Source organism: Bradyrhizobium sp., assembly GCF_035273305.1.
In the GTDB taxonomy this organism is placed as follows: Bacteria; Pseudomonadota; Alphaproteobacteria; order Rhizobiales; family Xanthobacteraceae; genus Bradyrhizobium.
In genome coordinates this window covers 1-17826 of sequence record NZ_DATEPI010000168.1, presented here as the reverse complement: position 1 = coordinate 17826, position 17826 = coordinate 1, and the positions used below count along the sequence as shown (strand labels likewise).

Here is a 17826-nt window from a genome sequence, read left to right as displayed (position 1 = left end):
TCAGGCCTTGGCGATCGGCCTTGATCCAGTCCGCATTGGGAACGCGAACGCCCGAGGTCGTGCCATTCCAGGTGAAGACGATATCCGAAGCAGGATCAGCCTTGCCGAGATCGGGGATTTCGCCATAGCCGGCGTGCAGCCTGGTCAACTCCTTGAGCTGCAGCTCCTTGACGATATCGCTGACCCAGCCTTCACCGAAGGATTCCCACGCAATCGTGGTGACCGGGCGTGCGCCCAGCAGCGACCATAGCGCCATTTCGACCGCGCCGGTGTCTGACGCTGGTACGATGCCGATCCTGTATCCGGCCGGCACTTCCAGTACTTCGCGGGTGAGCTCGATCGCAAGCTTGAGCTTGGTCTTGCCGATTCTAGCGCGATGTGAACGGCCGAGTGCGGCGTCCTTGAGATTTTGGGAGTTCCAGCCGGGGCGCTTGGCACAGGGGCCGGAAGAAAAATGCGGCACATTGGGCCGCGAAGCGGGCTTCGCTGCGGTCATGATCTATCCTTCCAGATAGTAAGCCTCCCGTTGGGGGGAGGTGTCCCGCCGCGGTGCATAGGGGAATCGTCTGAAATCGTCAAGGAAGTTCGAGGAGATCAGCTTTGATCCCCGGAGATTGCCTGCGATTGCCCGCTTGGCGGCGGTTGTTCGCAAATGGGCATCACGGGCTGCGACACCATTAATTCCGCAGCTTCGCTAACGAGCCGGGCGGCTCGGCGCCTGCTCGCGACTTTCAGGATGCCTTTTTCATCTGCTCGAATGACGTACCCGTCACCGATCCTGACAATCGAATAATTGTTCATCTGCCGTCCCAAATCTCCCAAGACCGGACCGGATACGTGATGGTGCCGCGATGGTTCCACTCACAAAAAATGCGTGATGCCGATTGGTGTACCGCGCGCTAACCAAAAAGATTCGCGAATCGGATTTCGCAATTATCACAAGGCGGTCCGGCCGGTGTGGGCAAGTAAAGACTCAAATCGTATGGTCATCCCGACGTGGCTCGGCTGAAAACCCAGCCGCTTGTAAAAGCGTTGCGCATCGACGCGAGTGTTGTGCGTGAGCAGTTCGATCAACCTGCAGCCCCTCGCGCGCGCTTCAGCAATGGCCCATTGCAGCATCTGCTCGCCGATGCCCCGGCTCCGGCAATGAGTGGCAACGCGAACGTCCTCGACCAGCGCGCGCGAGGCACCCTGAGAACTCAGGCCCGCCAGGATGCAAAGCTGCAGACAGCCGACGACGACGCCGCCCTGCTCTGCGACCACCAGCTCGATATTGGGATCGTTCTCGACGGCTTCGAAGGCGCGGAAATAAGGGGATGGCAGCGGCTGTTCAACCCGCTCGCGTCCGCTGCCGAGCGGATCGTCAGCCAACATCGCAACAATAGCCCCGACGTCGTCGCGACGGGCACGACGAATACTGATCGCGGAAATTTCAGTCATGATACTCCCGCATTCTAGCGCGCCGGGAGCAAGCCGAGAGATTGCTCGGTCTCGCCAATCCACCGACGAACGGCGGCATAACCATCGAGGTGGAAGCCGCCCTCATGCGCCAGCCGGGTATAAGCCAGCAGTGAGATGTCGGCGAGCGAGACGTCATCGCCCACCAGAAATCGCGTCGTAGCCAATTGATGCTCGAGCCTTGCAAGCGCCGCATAGCCGCGCTTGACTTTGTCCGGATCGAGGTCAGACGCCGGCCTGCCCTGATACTTCATCTGGAAACGACAGACCGCCACATAAGGCTCGTGGCTGTATTGCTCCCAGAAAAGCCATTCATCCATCTTCGCCGCCGCAAATGCATCGGCGGGAATGAGATGAGTGTCGCGGGCGAGATATCGGATGATTGCATTGGATTCGGCCAGCGTGCGGCCGTCATCGAATTGCACGGTGGGCACCTGTCCGGCGCCGTTTAGCTTGAGAAATTGTGTGGTACGGGTTTCGCGCTTGAGCGTGTCGACATCGACCCAGCTATAGGGCAACGCCAGCTTGTCGCAGACCCATTTCACCTTCAGGCAATTGCCGGAATTACGATCGCCGTAGATCTTCATCGATGCGGGCCTTCCCCATGAGGCCTCATCGGAACAGCCGCACGATTGCCTGTCAAGGAATGGAGGCGACGCGCGGATCAGAATTTGTAGCCGACTCCGAAACGGGCGCTGTTCATTGTTATTGGCGTATTCATAACTTGGGTGAACTTGATGTATTCCCATTCGCCACGAATAAACAAGCAATTCCAGAGCATGTATTCCAGGCCGAGACCACCGGTCCAACCGACAACGAAATTGTTGGTCCTTTCTTGCGAGGAAGTCAGCGATAGCTGATCCAGTTTAACGGGCGTCCCCGGGACGATAGTCTGAACGCCAAATACGTTTGTGGTGATGGTGTCATCTTGCCTGAACACCGCGCTTGTCACGCTGCGAGAGACATCCATCCGTCCAACGGCAAGACCGCCGAACACATAAGGCAGGAAGTTGTCGGTTGCCCATCCCGCGCGACCTCTAAACGTGATTACGTCCTTGATCTGAGCGGCTGCCGTTCCAGTGAGCCTGACGAAATAGTGGGTTATCGTATTGGGAGATGCTGGCTGACCGCCCGGATTGACGTATTCCAGCGGCCCAAGTGAAGCCGATGCTGAGCCTGCGAGGCTGTTCACGTAATTGTAGTTGGCTTCGACACCGAACACGAGATCGTCCCACTGATAATTGCGGCCCACAAAGGCGCCGAAGCCGGTGCCCTGTACGTTGGCTTTATTCAGAAGCGACAATTGCGACACAGGTTGCTGAAGAACCGTATTACGAAAAATGGAATTCGTGAGACCGACGACGCTTTGGCTGAAATCCATATTTGCCGAAGAGTATCCGATCTGACCGCCGACGTACCAGCCGTCCCAATTTCGGGTGGTGGTGCTTAGCGTCGGAGGAATACTGCCGCGAAGGTAGTCGGGCAGATCGGCTGCGCTCGCGCCGGACGCCAATCCGACCACTACTGCCGTCAGCAAAAACCTACGCATCGCAACCCCCATCAAACTCTCTGACTTGCGCGAGATCATCGCTCGTTAACCTTAACCAATCGTTGTCGTTACGGGTCTGCCGCAAAACAAAACGGCGCGGAAGCTGCCGCGCCGTTTGCAAAACTAACAACTCAGGTGTTGATCACCCCTTGCGGACCAGCGGCGGCGGATACATCGCGGGGGTGTCGAGGTTCCAGCGCACGCCGAGCATCAAATCGTGCGAGGAAATGTTCTTGAACGTCGTCGGGTTCACAATGTTGTTGGTGCCATCGAACGTATGCAGATCGCCGGTCAAGCCGTCTCCCATGTTGAGATAGCGATAAGCGAGTTCGATCGTGAAGTTCGGGCTGACATTATACGCGACACCCGCGTGAAGCGCCCAGGCGAGATTCCACTTCGACACGTTATCGCCCAAGGCCAGTCCGGGCAGCGCGCCGCCTCCATTGTTCGCGATGCCTTGATCGGTGAAGTTGGCGATCGAGACCCGTGCGGCACCGACGCCGGCGCCGATAAACGGCGTCATGCACCACCAAGTGCCGAGATCGACGTAAGCGTTGGCCAGAGCCACCCACTCCGATTTGGTCGCGTGATACGTGTCGGTGCCGACACCGCCGGGATAAGTGATGCTATCGGTTCCAAAGAACTGCGAGTTTCCGCGGTATTCGCCCGTAACATCGAAGCGCAGCCAATTGGTGAATTTGTAACCGACGCCGAGGCCGAAAATGCCCGCGGTGTTAAAGCCGAGATGCTGGTCGGAAGTCGTATTGTTCGCATCCAGCGCGTTGTTCAGGCGATTGACGCGTTGATTGCTGAATCCGATATCGCCGCGGAGGTACCACCCGCCGAAATCCTCGATCACAGGCGCCGCATACATCGGAGGCGCCGCGATCGAAGGCATGTCAGCGGCGAACGCGGTCGACGACAACAGTGATGCCGCTCCGGCGGCAACGAGAGACTTAACGCTACGCATTGTTTCGTCCTCTTGGCCAGTGAGGCAGCAACGGACCCCTCACATCTAAAAACTCACGGCCGGACGATGCCATTAAATGTTTAAGCGCCACTTAACCCTAATTCTTAAGGTTGATAATCCCTTACGGGAAGCAGTGCGTGGGCGCGCCTGCGCCGTTTGAGTGGCGGATTGCAAAATATGGCAAGCCCGCCACACAAGCTAACAATGTATTGAGATCATTCCGCCAGGAGATGCGCGCCGTCAGCGTTTAGTGCGCCGTCTTCGGCAGCTTCGGCAGAAACACAGCCAGTAATCCGATCGCCGGCAAAAACGCGCAGACCTGATAGACGAATGCGATGCCGGTATGGTCGGCTACCCTGCCGAGAACGGCAGCGCCCAGGCCACCAATCCCGAAGGCGAATCCGAAAAATACTCCGGAGATCAAGCCGAAACGATGCGGCATCAGCTCCTGCGCGAACACGATGATCGATGAAGTCGCCGACGAAATAATGAAGCCGATGAAGACCGTCAGCACCGCGCTCGCGAACAGGCCGGCATAAGGCAGCGCCAGCGTGAACGGTAGCGCACCGAGGATCGAAAACCAGATCACGTATTTGCGTCCGAACCGATCGCCGAGCGGTCCGCCAAAGAACGCTCCTGCCGCGTTCGATGCGAGAAACACGAATAGATAGAGTTGGGCGGCCTGGGTGGAAACGCCGAACTTATCGATCAGGTAGAAGATGTAGTAGCTCGACAGGCTCGAGACATAGAGCTGCTTGGAAAACAATAGCGCCACCAAGACCACGAGCGCGATCATCACCCGGCGGGAGCCGGGGCCATTTGCATCGGCATGAACCGGCGCAGCCTTCCTGGTCGTGATCTGTGGTCTGTACCAGTGCCCGATGCGCCACAGAATGACGATTGCAAGGAACGCGATTGAGGAAAACCACGCGATGCTCGGTTGCCCGAACGGCACCACAATCAACGCCGCGAGCAGTGGGCCCATGGCGGTGCCGGCGCTGCCGCCAACCTGAAACACCGATTGCGCGAAACCGTAGCGGCCGCCCGAGGCAAGCCGTGCAATCCTCGCCGATTCCGGATGAAACACGGCGGAGCCGAGTCCGACCAATGACGCGGCAGCGAGGATAACCAGATAGTGCTGAGCAATGCTGAGCAATAACAGACCGAAAAACGTAAACCCCATACCGATCGCCAGCGAAAACGGCTGCGCCTTGCGGTCGGTAAAATGTCCAATCATCGGCTGTAGCAGCGATGCCGTGAATTGGAACGCCAGCGTGATCATTCCGATCTGCGCAAAGTCCAGCGCGTAGCTGGCTTTGAGAATCGGATAAACCGATGGGATCAGCGACTGCATCGTGTCGTTGAGAAAATGCGAAAGGCTGATGCCGCCAAGCACGATGTAGGCAGGTCCCGCCGCGGCAGCATTGCTTGCAGGTGATCGCGAAGTCACCTCCGGCACGGTCACCGGCGCAACCAGTGCTTCTTCGGAGACCACGGCGGATTTGTTCAAGAGAATATTCCCAATGGATTCGAGAGTCGGCAAGCGTTCCTACGACGGTGGGGCGTCGGCGACCAGCAACATTAGATAATAGCTGCGATGCGATCAGGGAGCCGAAGCGTTGCCCAGCGCCGAGACAATATGATCGACCACTTCCTCGACCAGAATGCGGTCGTCGCCTTCACCCATCACGCGAATAACAGGCTCGGTTCCGGACGACCGCACCAGCAGGCGGCCGTGGCCGTTGAGCCGTTTTTCGCCGGCCATGATGGCCGATTTGACTTCTGCATCGTCGAGCGGCTTGCCGCTGCGGTAGCGGACATTCTTCAGTATCTGCGGCAGCGGATCGAACCGGTGGCACACTTCCGAAACCGGACGGCGAAGTTTCTGTACCACCGCCAGCACCTGCAGCGCCGCGACAAATCCATCGCCGGTGGTGGCATAGTCGGACAGGATAATGTGGCCGGATGGCTCGCCGCCTAGATTGTAGCCGCGGCTCAGCATCTGCTCGAGCACGTAGCGATCTCCGACCGGCGTGCGCACGAGTTCGAGTCCCAGCCCTCCGAGGAAGCGCTCCAATCCCAGATTGGACATCACGGTGGCGACAATGCCGGGCTTCGCAAGACGGCCGTCTTCCTTCCAGCTTTGCGCAATCACCGCGAGCAACTGGTCGCCATCGATGAGATGGCCGCGCTCATCGACCAGAATGACCCTGTCGGCGTCGCCATCCAGGGCAATGCCGATGTCGGCGCGCATCTCGCGCACTTTTCGGCTCAGCGCTTCGGGCGAAGTCGAGCCGCATTCCTTGTTGATGTTGAATCCATCCGGGTCGACGCCGATCGGAACAACGTCCGCTCCAAGCTCCCATAGCGCTTCCGGCACCACCTTGTAGGCCGCGCCGTTAGCGCAATCGATCACCACGCGCAGTCCCTCGAGGCTGAGGTCGCGGGGCAGCGTGCGCTTGGCGAACTCGATGTAGCGATCGTGGACGCCATCTATACGGCGGGCGCGCCCGAGACTCGCGCTTTGCGCCAACTTCTTGTCGATCGATTCATCGAGCAACTGTTCGATCTGTTTTTCGACGTCGTCGGAGAGCTTAAATCCCTGAGGACCGAAGAGCTTGATGCCGTTATCCTCAAACAAATTGTGAGAGGCCGAAATCATCACGCCAAGATCCGCGCGCATCGACTTGGTCAGCATCGCCACAGCAGGCGTCGGCATCGGACCGAGCAGCAGGACGTCCATGCCGACCGAGGTAAATCCCGCAACCAGCGCGTACTCGATCATATAGCCGGAAAGCCGCGTGTCCTTGCCGATAACAACGCGATGGCGATGGTCGCCTCGCTGAAATACCAAGCCGGCCGCCTGCCCGACCTTGAGGGCCAGCTCCGGCGTGATCAGACCGTTGGCACGTCCCCGAATCCCGTCGGTACCGAAATATTTGCGGCTCATATAACCCCCAGCAGCCACGGAGGCTTCTCGAACTGATCCGGCAAGAAGCTTCCGACGCGCCATCCGCGCGCGTGTGGCCAAGTTATAATGCGTTCGGGGCTAATATGGATTCAAAAAATATGATGAATAATTACCGGGGACACTCGAATTCAACGCTTTAAACCCTTGATGCACAAGGTTTATGCTTGGGAACCGCGCTACAGCCGCATTATTTCTTGCGCCAGACGTGATGATCAGCTTTCGAGGGCGCCGGTTGGGTGACATTCACCGGGTCCGATCCCGGGAAGGTCTCCTCAAGCCCCTCCTCCAGCGCCTCCTCGAGAAGGCGCTTTTCGGCGGCTTCGGAGTCCTTGGGATTTGAGCGTGGTCCGAACATGGATGCCTCCTGGCGCCGCAGCCTTGTGCCAAGCGATTTTGCGTGACCCTCAAGCATGCTAGATGAATAGCAAAGCCGCAAATGCAAGAAGGGGCCGGGAAACGTTTCATGAAGCACATCACCTGCATCGAAGACCTGCGCCAGGTACACATGCGAAAGGTGCCAAAGGCATTTTTCGATTACGTCGATCGCGGCTCCTATGCCGAGGAAACTCTGCGCGCCAACCGCGAGGACCTGCAGCACATCAAGTTTCGGCAGCGCATCCTGGTGGACATTTCGTCGCGCGATCTTTCAACCACCATCATCGGCGAGAAGGCGAACCTGCCCCTGATCCTGGCGCCGGTCGGATCTACCGGCATGCAGTTCGGCGATGGGGAAATTCATGCCTGCCGTGCGGCCCAGGCAGCCGGGATTCCCTACACCTTGAGCACGATGTCAATCAACTCGATTGAAGACGTGGCCGAGAATGTCGAAAAGCCGTTCTGGTTTCAGCTCTACGTGATGAAAGATCGCGGGTTCTGCAAAGCGCTGATCGAGCGCGCAATGGCCGCCCGGTGCAGCGCGCTGGTGCTGACGGTGGACCTGCAGGTGATCGGGCAGCGCCACATGGATATCAAGAACGGCCTGTCGGTGCCGCCGCAATTGCTGAACCTGAAAAACGTGCTGGACATCGCGACCAAGCCAGCCTGGGTGCGCGGCATTCTGGGCGCCAAGCGTCGAAACTTCGGCAATATCGCCGGTCACCTTCCCGGAGCGCAGGATTTAGCCTCGGTGTCGGGCTGGGTCGCCTCGCAGTTCGATGCCTCGCTGAATTGGAAGGACGTCGACTGGATCCGCAGCATCTGGCCGGGCAAGCTGATCATCAAAGGCATCCTCGATGTCGAGGATGCGGAGGAAGCGGTCAAGACAGGCGCTCAGGCGCTGGTGGTTTCCAATCATGGCGGACGGCAGCTTGACGGCGCGCCGTCCTCGATAGAAGTGCTGCCGGAGATCGCCGACGCGGTCGGATCGCAGATCGAAGTGCTGTTTGATGGCGGGATCCGCTCGGGGCAAGATGTGATGCGGGCGCTGGCGCTTGGGGCGAAGTCCTGCATGATCGGCCGGGCCTATATTCACGGTCTCGGAGCGTTCGGCGGCCCCGGCGTTGCCAAGGCCATCGATCTGATCGCGAACGAACTCAGCGTCACGATGGGATTGTGCGGCGTGAACAAGATCTCGGAGATCGACGATCACGTGCTGGCGGTTTGAAGCGACATCCGGCCGCTGCAATGACGGCCGGATGAGGTTGAGCATCACATGGGCGGCGTGATGCCGTCACGGCCAACGTTGACGCGATTGGCCTCAAGCGTGCCATCTTCTTTTTTGGTGGCCCCGAAGATGATGATCTTGGCGCCCGGTTTCAGTTCGGATTTTTCGCCCGGGACAAAGGCGACGATTGGCGTACCGGGCGGCACCACGACTTTCTTCTCGCCGTCCTTGTATTTGACAAGGATATCTTGGCCGTCCGTGCCCGCGACGGTCTCCGCCACCGTGGCATTGATCATCGTGCTGTTCGGCCGCAGATCCCAAGGGCGAAAACCTTCGGCTACGCCGCGTTGACCTTCCGGGAAAATATGGACCGCAAGCGCCTTCTGGGTGCCATCCGGCTCCGGCATCGCGGAAACGCCGATATAGGACCCCTGCTTGATTTCCGAGATCGCGATTTTGGCCACCCCGAAGACCGCCACATTATCCGTCGTGCGCACCTTCAGTTCGTTGCCGTCACGCGATTTTACGGTCAGCAACGAACCGTCGACTCCTTCGATCGTGCCGCGCACACGCACTGTCGACGGTTGCTGCGACCAAGCTTCCGGTCCCGCCAGGGACATGACCAGCAACGAAGCCACCAACGCGCGCGGCACAATCCAGGATATTTTCGGCATAGTATCGTTCTCCAGACTCTTTTTCGATGTCTAGGAGAACACCTCTATCCGATCGGTATTCCGGTACAATGGTGACGCGAACCCGTTTGTTCGGTCGGTCACGGCTTTCCAAGATCGGCCTCAACCATCGCGCGAAGCTCCGCGGTGACTTGCGGACGCTGACCAAACCAGAGTTCAAATCCGCGCACTGCCTGATGCAACAGCATGCCCAATCCGTCGGCGGTCTTCAGTCCGCGCGCCCGCGCCGAGGCGAGCAACGGCGTCTCAAGCGGCACGTACACGAGCTCGGCGACAACAGCGTGTGATGGGAGCAATCCAACGTCGACCTCAAGCGCGGGCTGACCGTACATGCCGAGCGAGGTCGTGTTCACCAAAAGATCAATTCGTGGCAGTAAGTCACTGACGACGTTCCATGAAAGCGGAAGCACTGGAGCGCCGAATTGATCAGCAAGTGCGCGCGCCCGCTCCTCGGTCCGGTTCACCAGATGAACACGCTTGAACCCGCGCTCGATCAGTCCAAATACGACGGCGCGCGAAGCCCCCCCGGCTCCCAACACCATTGCATCGGAGCCGAGAGCCCATCCCGGCGCGCAGGCGTCGAGATTATTGATGAACCCCTCGACGTCGGTGTTGGTCGAAAGCAGCTCGCCACCCTCGTACCAAAGGGTGTTGGCGGCGCCGGCCGCACGCGCGCGCGCGTCCGGCCTGGTCAGCGCCAGCGCGCGCTCCTTGTGCGGAATGGTAACGTTCGCTCCGACAAAACCGTGGGTTGAGAGATGCAGCACGAACTCAGCGAAGCCTTCCGGCGGCACCGCTTCGATATTGTAGCCGCCCTCGATGCCAAGCGTGCGCAGCCAGTAATGATGGATCAGCGGCGAGCGCGAATGCGCCGCCGGCCATCCAATCAGGCATGCGGCGCGGGGTTTGATCACGGCTGTCATCGCCAGTCCTGTTGAGCGCACGTGAAAAGGCGCGGTCCTGCTCAAATCGGGCAGACGGGCTTCGCTGTCAATGCTGCCGGTGCAGCCAGTCGATCGTTAGCGTCGCCGGCGGTGCTGGACCGGCTAACCCGCCGCAACCGCATCCGATCCAGCGAAAGCCGTCTCGCGCTGGCCTTTGATATCGGCGATGGCACGCGCGATCGTTTCGCGAAACTTCGCGCGCGGCGGACTGACGCCATGGGTCAGCAGCACGCGGCGCACGGCTGGCGATGCGCCGGTGATGTAGAGCCGGATGCCCAGACGCTTGGCCCTGGTTGCGACCCGGCTCATCGCGTTGGCAGCGCTTGAATCGAGAAACGGCACCGCCGCAAGATCGACCACGAACGCCTGTCGCTTGTCGGCGATGCTGTCCAGCACCGTCCCTACCGCCGACGCCGCGCCAAAGAAGAAGGCACCGCTGATGCGATACACCAGCACGTCCGGGTCCGCGGCAAGCCGGGGATCATAAGGCAGGCGGTCGCCATTTCCAGTATCGGCCCGATCGTCAGCGACCAGCGGCGCGTCGGTTTCGATGCCCGTCATCTCCGCCATGCGGTGAATGAACAGCACCGCGCCGAGCGCGAACCCGACCAGGATTCCCTCGGTGAGATCGCGAAAGATCGTCAGCAGAAAGGTGGCGAGCAAGACGGCGGAATCGCCCGGCGAGGAGCGTAGCAGGGTCGCGAAGTCACGCTTCTCGGCCATGTTCCAGGCCACGACCACGAGCACCGCCGCGAGCGCCGCAAGTGGAATGTAACTCGCAAGCGGCGCTGCGATCAGCATGAACAGCAACAGGAAAACCGAATGCAGCATGCCCGAGACCGGACCCCGCGCGCCGGCGCGGATATTGGTCGCGGTTCGCGCGATCGTGCCGGTTACACAAATCCCGCCGAAAAGTGCGGAGCCGATATTGGCAAAACCCTGCGCAACCAATTCGCAGTTCGACCGATGCCGACGGCCGGTCATGCCGTCGGCCACCACGGCCGACAGCAGGGATTCGATCGCGCCAAGCAGGGCAAAGGCAATCGCATCGGGCAGCACCGCCTGGGCTGTCTGCAACGAAAACTGCGGCCAGGCCGGCCATGGCAATTGCCAAGGAATGCCGCCAAAGCGGGTGCCGATGGTCTCCACCGGCAACGCGAGCGCCCAACTGGCGAAGGCCGCGACGGTTACCGCAATCAAGATGCCGGGCCAGGTCGGCCGCAGCCTTCTGAGCGCGACGATGATGACGATGCTGACTGCGCTCACGGCGAGAGCCGAAATATTGGCGCTTGGCAACGCGTGCGCCAACGTCTCTAGTTTCGGAATCAACGCGCCGGGCTCTTTCGTCGCCAGCCGGATGCCGAGCAGATCCTTGAGCTGACTGGCAAAGATGATGACGGCAATTCCTGCGGTGAACCCGACCGTCACCGGATACGGAATGAATTTGATGTAAGTGCCTACACGAAGAAATCCGGCGGCCATCAAAAACATCCCCGCCATCATGGTGGCGAGAATCACGCCCTCCGCGCCATGACGTTCGGCCGTGAGGGCGACGAGCACGATGAAGGCGCCGGCGGGCCCGCCGATCTGAAATCGACTGCCGCCGAGCAGCGAAACTATGAAGCCCCCGACCACGGCGGTATAAAGTCCGCGATCCGGCGTCACTCCCGATGCGATGGCGATAGCCATCGACAATGGCAGCGCGACAATCGCAACTGTCAGCCCGGAGATCACATCGGCGCGAAAATCGGCGGGGTGATAGCCCTCCCGAAGAACCGTCAGCAGCTTCGGCGAATACAATTCGGCAAAGGTGGGCACATGAGTTCGATGCCCCCGCTCGCTTCCAATGCTCATCACCGCTCTCCGCGTCAGGTCGCGAATCGCGGTCGCGACGATGCTTAACTTCTCGCGCCGGCCCGGCGTGGCGGGCCCGGCTCTTTCAGGCGCACGCCGCGTCCCCCAATGTCGCTGCGCGCGTTTTCGCCAATCAATTCGACGCCAGCGCTATTGAGCGCGTCGACCACCCTGGTCAGCGATTCGACGACGCCTCGAACAGTGCCGACGCTTGCCTCCATCCGCTGGATCGTCGGCAGGGAAACCCCGGCCAATTCAGCCAACGTCCTCTGATCAATTCCCAGCAACGCCCGTGCCGCTCTCATCTGGAAAGACGTGATCACGCGGCCCTACCACGCACCAAACAGGATAAATGATGTCTCATCCGCTGACAATGATGTAAAAAACATCATCCGGCAAGCGCAAAGTAACGCGATCGCGGGTTCATGCCGCCGTCTCGTCCGTAGGAAGAACAATCAGACGCGATCGCGGCGGCCGAGGCGCCCACCTCCGTCGCGACCGGCGTGAATCACCGGCCGCTCCGCCACTCCAATTGGGTGAAGTTTCCGAACTCTTGCCTGTGATCACGACCCCCGAGCCCCAGGGATCGTGGTCACTGGCTGTCGCTACGCCGCGACGCGATGCGCGGCGATGATCTGATCCGCAGCGCGGCCCGTCACCTCGGCCATGTGATCGAATTGCCGCGTGAAGCTGCCAGCGCCAGCGGTCGCCGATCGCAACTCGACGATCAACTCGCCGATTTCGGCTTCCGGCATCATGGCGCGAACACGGTCCCATCCCGGCCAGCCGTCGCGGGTGTCAAAGCCGAGTATCTGGCCACGGCGGCCCGACAGGATGGCGTTGATCTTCGCTGTAGCCTCGGTCGGACATACGATTTCGACTACATGGATCGGCTCCAGCAGCACCGGCTGACACTGCGGCAGGCCTTCGCTGATGCCGATCCGCGCCGCCGTGCGGAAGGCAAGGTCGGAGGAATCGACGCTGTGATACGAACCGTCCGTCAGCGTTACCTGCACATCGATCACGGGAAAGCCGAGCGGTCCGCGCTGCAATCCATCGACAACGCCTTCCTCTACCGCGCCGATATAATTTCGCGGCACCGCGCCGCCGACGACTTTCTCTTGAAACTCAAATCCGGTGCCTCGCGGCAACGGTTTGATCTCGAGCACCACATCGCCAAACTGGCCATGGCCGCCGGATTGCTTCTTGTGCCGGCCGCGCTGAGTGATCGATTTGCGGATAGTCTCCTGATATCCGATCCCGGGCGGCTGGGACTTCACATTGACGCCGAAGCGGTCGCTCAGACGCTCCAGCGCGACCCGCAAATGCATCTCGCCCTGCCCCCACAAAACGATGTCATGGGTGCGGGCGTTCTGAACCATGGTGAGCGAAGGATCTTCCTCGTTCAATCGCAACAAAGCCTGGCCTAGCTTGACATCGTCCTTGCGGTCCGTCGCAGCGATTGCCATCGCCAACACCGGCGCGCAAGGCGCGATTTCCACCAGCGCTTTCGGCACCGTTTTTCCGCTCGATACGGTGTCGCCCGTTTTGATGGCGTCCAGTTTACCGAGCGCGACCGTTTCGCCGGCTTCGGCGGATGGGCGCTTGGTGTCATGCACGCCATTGACGGCGAGTATCCCCGATACGCGTCCGCTCTCGCCCGAGGACGATTGCAGCGTCGCCCCATCATCAAGATGGCCCGCGAGCAGGCGCGTCAGCGACAGCTTGCCGCCGTGCTGCAGATGCACCGTCTTGAACACGTAACCCAACCCATCCTTGGGCGATGATGCAGCGCCGAGGCGCTTGGCAGTCTCGGCTACGCCGGGCGCCTCATGGCGCAGCGCTTTCATCAAGCGAAGCACGCCGTTCTCGCGCGCGGCTGAGCCCAGCAGCACCGGACATATTTGTCCCTCGCGCAATTCGCGGGCAAGATCGTCAAACACCGCATCGCGTGGCGGCGGGATGTCCTCGAGCAATTGCTCCATCAGCGCATCATCATGATCAGCGAGCTTTTCCAGCATCGAGAAGCGGGCTTCCTTCTCGCGATCGAGATCGCCGCCTTCCAGCGCGATCACTTCGGAGGCCTTATGTTCGCGATAGACAAAGGCGCGTTCGAGCGCCAGATCGACGAACCCCGCGATCAGTTCGCCATTCCAGATCGGAATCTGCCGCAGCACCAGCGGGATCCGCGATGCCGGTTGCAATGTCGCGAGCGTTTCGCGAATGCGCTTGTTGGCGCGGTCGATCTTGTTGAGAAACAGAAAACGCGGAATACCCAGATCTTCGAGCTCGCGCAGGATAATCTGAAGCTGCGGCAACTTGCGCTGATCGGCTTCGCAGACCACTACCGCAGCATCCACTGCCGGCAGCGCCGCGCGCATGTCATGCGCAAACTCTACAGAGCCCGGACAATCGAGAAAAGTGTAACTGTCGCCCATGAAAGTCGTAGTGGCGGCGGTGAGGCCAACGCCCATCTTGTGACGGCGCGCTTCAGGCGTGGAATCTCCGGCCGAGGTCCCGGCATCAACGCTGCCGGCGCGCGGGATCGCGCCCGTTCGCGCCAATATCGCTTCTAAAAGTGTGGTTTTACCGCTTTGGAAAGGGCCCACCAGTGCGATGCACCGTGGACCGCGGGGACTTCTGACGTCTTGTCCCATTGCCGCCTCCTTGGTTGGAGCTCGGCCCTTGATTGGGTCGGCATGGGTGATGGTCTCCCTACCTCGTCATTTTGGCAAGCTGGAAAAACGTCGTTGCGCCGGTAAGTTTCTGCGCGAACGTAAGCTGGCTCTCGCCAACTGACGCTCGCAGAAAGCGTGAAAGTATGAGCCGTTATCTTCCTGGCCGAAGTTCCAGGCTCTCCAAACCGGCTGCAACATTAAGTCCGACCTGTCCTTGCAAGCTGAGCGGCTGCAACGCGATGGAGTTTGCCGAGCCGCCGACCAGCACGTTGCCGCCCAATCCAACGCCGACTGACGCGCTGCCCTGTGCACCGGCGTAATTGCCGGAAAGATCGCCCGGCCCTAGCCGCGCTGCCGGGGCGAACACGGCCCATGCGAGCGCCGATTCCTGTGTGATGCCAAGATCAAGACCGACCTTGCGAATGGTCGCGACATAACGGTCCTCGGGCATGCCGTCGGAACGCAGCACACAACCGAGATTGGTGACCGACCCGACGATGAATCCGACGCTGGCTCCGCCGCGGCACTCAAGCACGCCGATTTGCACGCGCTGCGGTTGCTGTGCGTTAGCACCAGACAGGCAAGTGAGAACCGCGACTGCGAGGATAATAATTGGACGACGCATAACGAAATCTCCGGCTGATAAAAATGTGATGCGAGCACAGCAGATGCGAGTACAGAAATAAACGAGCGCCGATCCCGGCCTCACTTGCATCTCTATGGCACAACAATGGTCTTCGTGCCACATTTGACGCGAAGCGAGCCGGCCGGTCGTTATGGCCGGGCTTGTCCCGGCCATAACGTTCTTAAAATGATCTTGTCGTCTAGATGCGATGGTGGCGGCGATGGTGGTGATAGCCACGGTGATTGCCAGCCGGCGCCAGCTGCACCGGTTCGAGTTCGAGCGAGGCCACCCCGGCGGCGACATTCAGTCCGGTCTGCCCTTGCACGCTGATTGGCTGCAGCGCGTAGGAATTCGCGGAACCGCCGAGCAGGAAGTTGCCGCCGAAGCCCAGCCCGACCGAGGCATTGGCGCCGATGCCACTATAATTGCCAGCGAGTTCGCCGCGCCCGACTTGCGCGACCGGCGCATTGACTGCCCAAGTCAGCCTGGTCTGGCCTGTAACGCCGAGATCCAATCCGAAGCGCCGAACGGTTGCAATATAGGGTTCGGGCCGGTGCCCTTCGCTCTGGAACACGCACTCAAGGCTTGTCGTTGATCCCAGCACGTAGCCGACATTCTGTCCGCCCTGGCATTGCAGCAGGCCCGCACGCATCGGCGGCATGGCCTCGGCGCTTGCAATCGGAAGCACGAGCGCGGAGATGGCAATAGTAATTGTCCGGAATCGCATTGGTGTTCTCCGCGTTGTGAACTGGATTTGGCGGAGCGGACAGAAAGAAAGCGCCGTGTCCAAAACAAGGCGCTTTCGGGATCGTCGACCTAACTCCGGTGGCCGGTGTTCGAGACGTGATTTGACTATCTCAAATTCCCGCAAAATCGCTGGATGCGTTTGCATGCGTCCTCGAGATCGGAGTTCTTGGCCGCATAGGAAATGCGGAATGCCGGCCCCAGCCCGAATGCCGAACCCTGCACCACCGCGACTCCTTCATTCTCAAGCAACTCGGTGACGAAGTCCTCATCGTTCGCGATCACGTTGCCTGAGGGCGACGTCTTGCCAATCGCGCCAGCGCAAGACGGGTAGACATAGAACGCGCCCTGCGGTCGCGGACAGTCGATGCCCTTGGCCTGGTTCAGCATTGAGACCACCAGGTCGCGGCGTTCCTTGAACGCCTTGTTGTTCACGGGAATAAAATCCTGTGGGCCATTGAGCGCTTCGACGGACGCCCATTGCGAAATCGAACTCGGGTTCGATGTCGACTGCGACTGAATCGTCGCCATCGCCTTGATCAGTTCAGCGGGGCCGCCTGCATAACCGATGCGCCAGCCGGTCATGCAATATGCTTTGGACACGCCGTTCACGGTCAGTGTGCGTTGGTACAATTTCGGTTCGACCTGAGCCGGCGTCGTGAACACGAACTCATCATAGACCAGGTGCTCGTACATATCGTCCGTCATCACCCAGACATGCGGGTGCTTCACAAGCACGTCAGTGATCGCCTTCAGTTCGGCACGCGTATAGGCGGCGCCGGTCGGGTTCGATGGCGAGCAAAGGATGATCCATTTGGTCTTGGGCGTGATCGCCTTTTCAAGCGCGTCCGGCTGCAGCTTGAAACCTTGCGCGGCCGTGCAGGTCACGGCCACCGGTTCGCCGCCGGCGAGCGACACCATTTCGGGATAGCTCACCCAGTACGGCGCGGGAATGATGACCTCATCGCCCGGATTCAAGGTCGCCATCAGGGCATTGTACAGCACTTGCTTGCCGCCGGTGCCGACGATGATCTGGTTCGGCTTGTAAGTGAGGCCGTTCTCACGCTGAAACTTGGCTGCTATCGCGTCCTTCAGCTCGGGAATACCACCGACATCCGTGTATTTGGTCTTGCCAGCCTCGATCGCACGGATTGCCGCCAGTTTGATGTTAGCCGGCGTATCAAAATCGGGTTCGCCGGCCCCAAGACCGATGACGTTGCGGCCAGCCGCTTTGAGCGCGCGCGCTTTGTCCGTTACCGCGATAGTCGCGGACGGCTTCACACGATCGAGCGCAGCGGACAGAAACGGCATCATCATCTCCATGCAGGCGTCGCGGACACACCACGTGCCGCTACCGATCCACGACTCTGTTTGCTGGGATCGGCGCACTCTAAAACGGGTTACGCTGCGTCGCAAGAACCTTGGGCCTGAAGCTTCCAAGCTTTAGGGAACATTAAAAGGCTCCGACCTACTGTCGCGCAACATTCACGAAATTCCGCGGTGAAATGGCTCATATCTGGCAAGGACTAAAATCCGGCGACTGGCTAACCGCGACGCGGGCACGCAACTACAGCCTGATGCTGCTCGGGTTGTGCGTTATCGCGGCGCTCGCGTGGATTGCCTTGTCCGACGGCTTGGTGGATCGCAACGGCAAGCCGCTCGGGACTGATTTTTCCAACGTCTATGCCGCGGGAAGGTTGACGTGGCAGGGCCGTGCGGCAGATGCCTATCAGCCGCC

At 60.2% G+C, this 17826-nt stretch carries 16 protein-coding genes and 2 pseudogenes; 2 read left to right on the top strand and 16 right to left on the bottom strand.

The features are described 5' to 3' along the window. From VJV58_RS11940 to VJV58_RS11905, 8 genes and pseudogenes are all read right to left on the bottom strand, one after another. Positions 1-496 (bottom strand): annotated as a pseudogene (locus VJV58_RS11940) (phosphoserine aminotransferase); the annotation flags it as partial. Positions 497-936: 440 nt separating this feature from the next. Further along, positions 937-1440 carry a GNAT family N-acetyltransferase gene (locus VJV58_RS11935; protein WP_324137551.1) on the bottom strand — a complete coding sequence of 168 codons (504 nt, stop codon included), beginning with the start codon at positions 1438-1440 and terminating at the stop codon, positions 937-939. 14 nt (positions 1441-1454) lie between these two features. Next, entirely contained in the window at positions 1455-2045 is a 591-nt protein-coding gene (locus VJV58_RS11930; protein ID WP_324137550.1) for a glutathione S-transferase family protein, read from the bottom strand. Positions 2046-2122: 77 nt separating this feature from the next. Further along, positions 2123-3007: an outer membrane protein gene (locus VJV58_RS11925; protein ID WP_324137549.1), complete on the bottom strand. Its 885-nt coding sequence runs from the start codon at positions 3005-3007 to the stop codon at positions 2123-2125. 142 nt (positions 3008-3149) lie between these two features. Further along, positions 3150-3977: an outer membrane protein gene (locus VJV58_RS11920; RefSeq protein ID WP_324137548.1), complete on the bottom strand. Its 828-nt coding sequence runs from the start codon at positions 3975-3977 to the stop codon at positions 3150-3152. A 247-nt stretch (positions 3978-4224) separates the two neighbouring features. Next, positions 4225-5487 carry an MFS transporter gene (locus VJV58_RS11915; RefSeq protein WP_324137547.1) on the bottom strand — a complete coding sequence of 421 codons (1263 nt, stop codon included), beginning with the start codon at positions 5485-5487 and terminating at the stop codon, positions 4225-4227. A 93-nt stretch (positions 5488-5580) separates the two neighbouring features. Further along, positions 5581-6927 carry a phosphoglucosamine mutase gene (glmM, locus tag VJV58_RS11910; RefSeq protein ID WP_324137552.1) on the bottom strand — a complete coding sequence of 449 codons (1347 nt, stop codon included), beginning with the start codon at positions 6925-6927 and terminating at the stop codon, positions 5581-5583. A 208-nt stretch (positions 6928-7135) separates the two neighbouring features. Next, positions 7136-7303, bottom strand: a complete 168-nt coding sequence (locus tag VJV58_RS11905; RefSeq protein ID WP_324137546.1) for a hypothetical protein — start codon at positions 7301-7303, stop codon at positions 7136-7138. A 108-nt stretch (positions 7304-7411) separates the two neighbouring features. On the opposite strand from VJV58_RS11905, the gene VJV58_RS11900 reads away from it, so the two are divergent. After that, positions 7412-8551, top strand: a complete 1140-nt coding sequence (locus VJV58_RS11900) for an alpha-hydroxy acid oxidase (protein ID WP_324137545.1) — start codon at positions 7412-7414, stop codon at positions 8549-8551. A gap of 44 nt (positions 8552-8595) precedes the next feature. On the opposite strand, the gene VJV58_RS11895 is transcribed toward VJV58_RS11900, so the two are convergent. The 8 genes from VJV58_RS11895 to VJV58_RS11860 all read right to left on the bottom strand — a co-directional run bounded on the left by VJV58_RS11895 (position 8596) and on the right by VJV58_RS11860 (position 17399). Next, positions 8596-9225 (bottom strand): hypothetical protein, encoded by a 630-nt coding sequence (locus VJV58_RS11895; RefSeq protein WP_324137544.1) that lies wholly within the window; start codon positions 9223-9225, stop codon positions 8596-8598. 98 nt (positions 9226-9323) lie between these two features. Further along, positions 9324-10166 (bottom strand): shikimate dehydrogenase, encoded by an 843-nt coding sequence (locus VJV58_RS11890; RefSeq protein WP_324137543.1) that lies wholly within the window; start codon positions 10164-10166, stop codon positions 9324-9326. A gap of 123 nt (positions 10167-10289) precedes the next feature. Further along, on the bottom strand, positions 10290-12041 hold the full coding sequence (locus VJV58_RS11885; RefSeq protein ID WP_324137542.1) for a SulP family inorganic anion transporter: 1752 nt from the start codon (positions 12039-12041) through the stop codon (positions 10290-10292). 44 nt (positions 12042-12085) lie between these two features. After that, positions 12086-12364 (bottom strand): helix-turn-helix transcriptional regulator, encoded by a 279-nt coding sequence (locus tag VJV58_RS11880; protein WP_324137541.1) that lies wholly within the window; start codon positions 12362-12364, stop codon positions 12086-12088. 282 nt (positions 12365-12646) lie between these two features. Continuing rightward, a complete protein-coding gene (locus VJV58_RS11875) occupies positions 12647-14698 on the bottom strand; it encodes an elongation factor G (RefSeq protein ID WP_324137540.1) in 2052 nt (683 codons plus the stop codon). A gap of 172 nt (positions 14699-14870) precedes the next feature. Then, positions 14871-15344: a DUF992 domain-containing protein gene (locus VJV58_RS11870; RefSeq protein ID WP_324137539.1), complete on the bottom strand. Its 474-nt coding sequence runs from the start codon at positions 15342-15344 to the stop codon at positions 14871-14873. A gap of 199 nt (positions 15345-15543) precedes the next feature. Next, positions 15544-16071 carry a DUF992 domain-containing protein gene (locus tag VJV58_RS11865; protein WP_324137538.1) on the bottom strand — a complete coding sequence of 176 codons (528 nt, stop codon included), beginning with the start codon at positions 16069-16071 and terminating at the stop codon, positions 15544-15546. Between the two features lie 125 nt (positions 16072-16196). Then, entirely contained in the window at positions 16197-17399 is a 1203-nt protein-coding gene (locus tag VJV58_RS11860; protein ID WP_324137537.1) for a pyridoxal phosphate-dependent aminotransferase, read from the bottom strand. Between the two features lie 194 nt (positions 17400-17593). On the opposite strand from VJV58_RS11860, the pseudogene VJV58_RS11855 reads away from it, so the two are divergent. After that, positions 17594-17826, top strand: a pseudogene (locus VJV58_RS11855) (DUF2029 domain-containing protein); the annotation flags it as partial.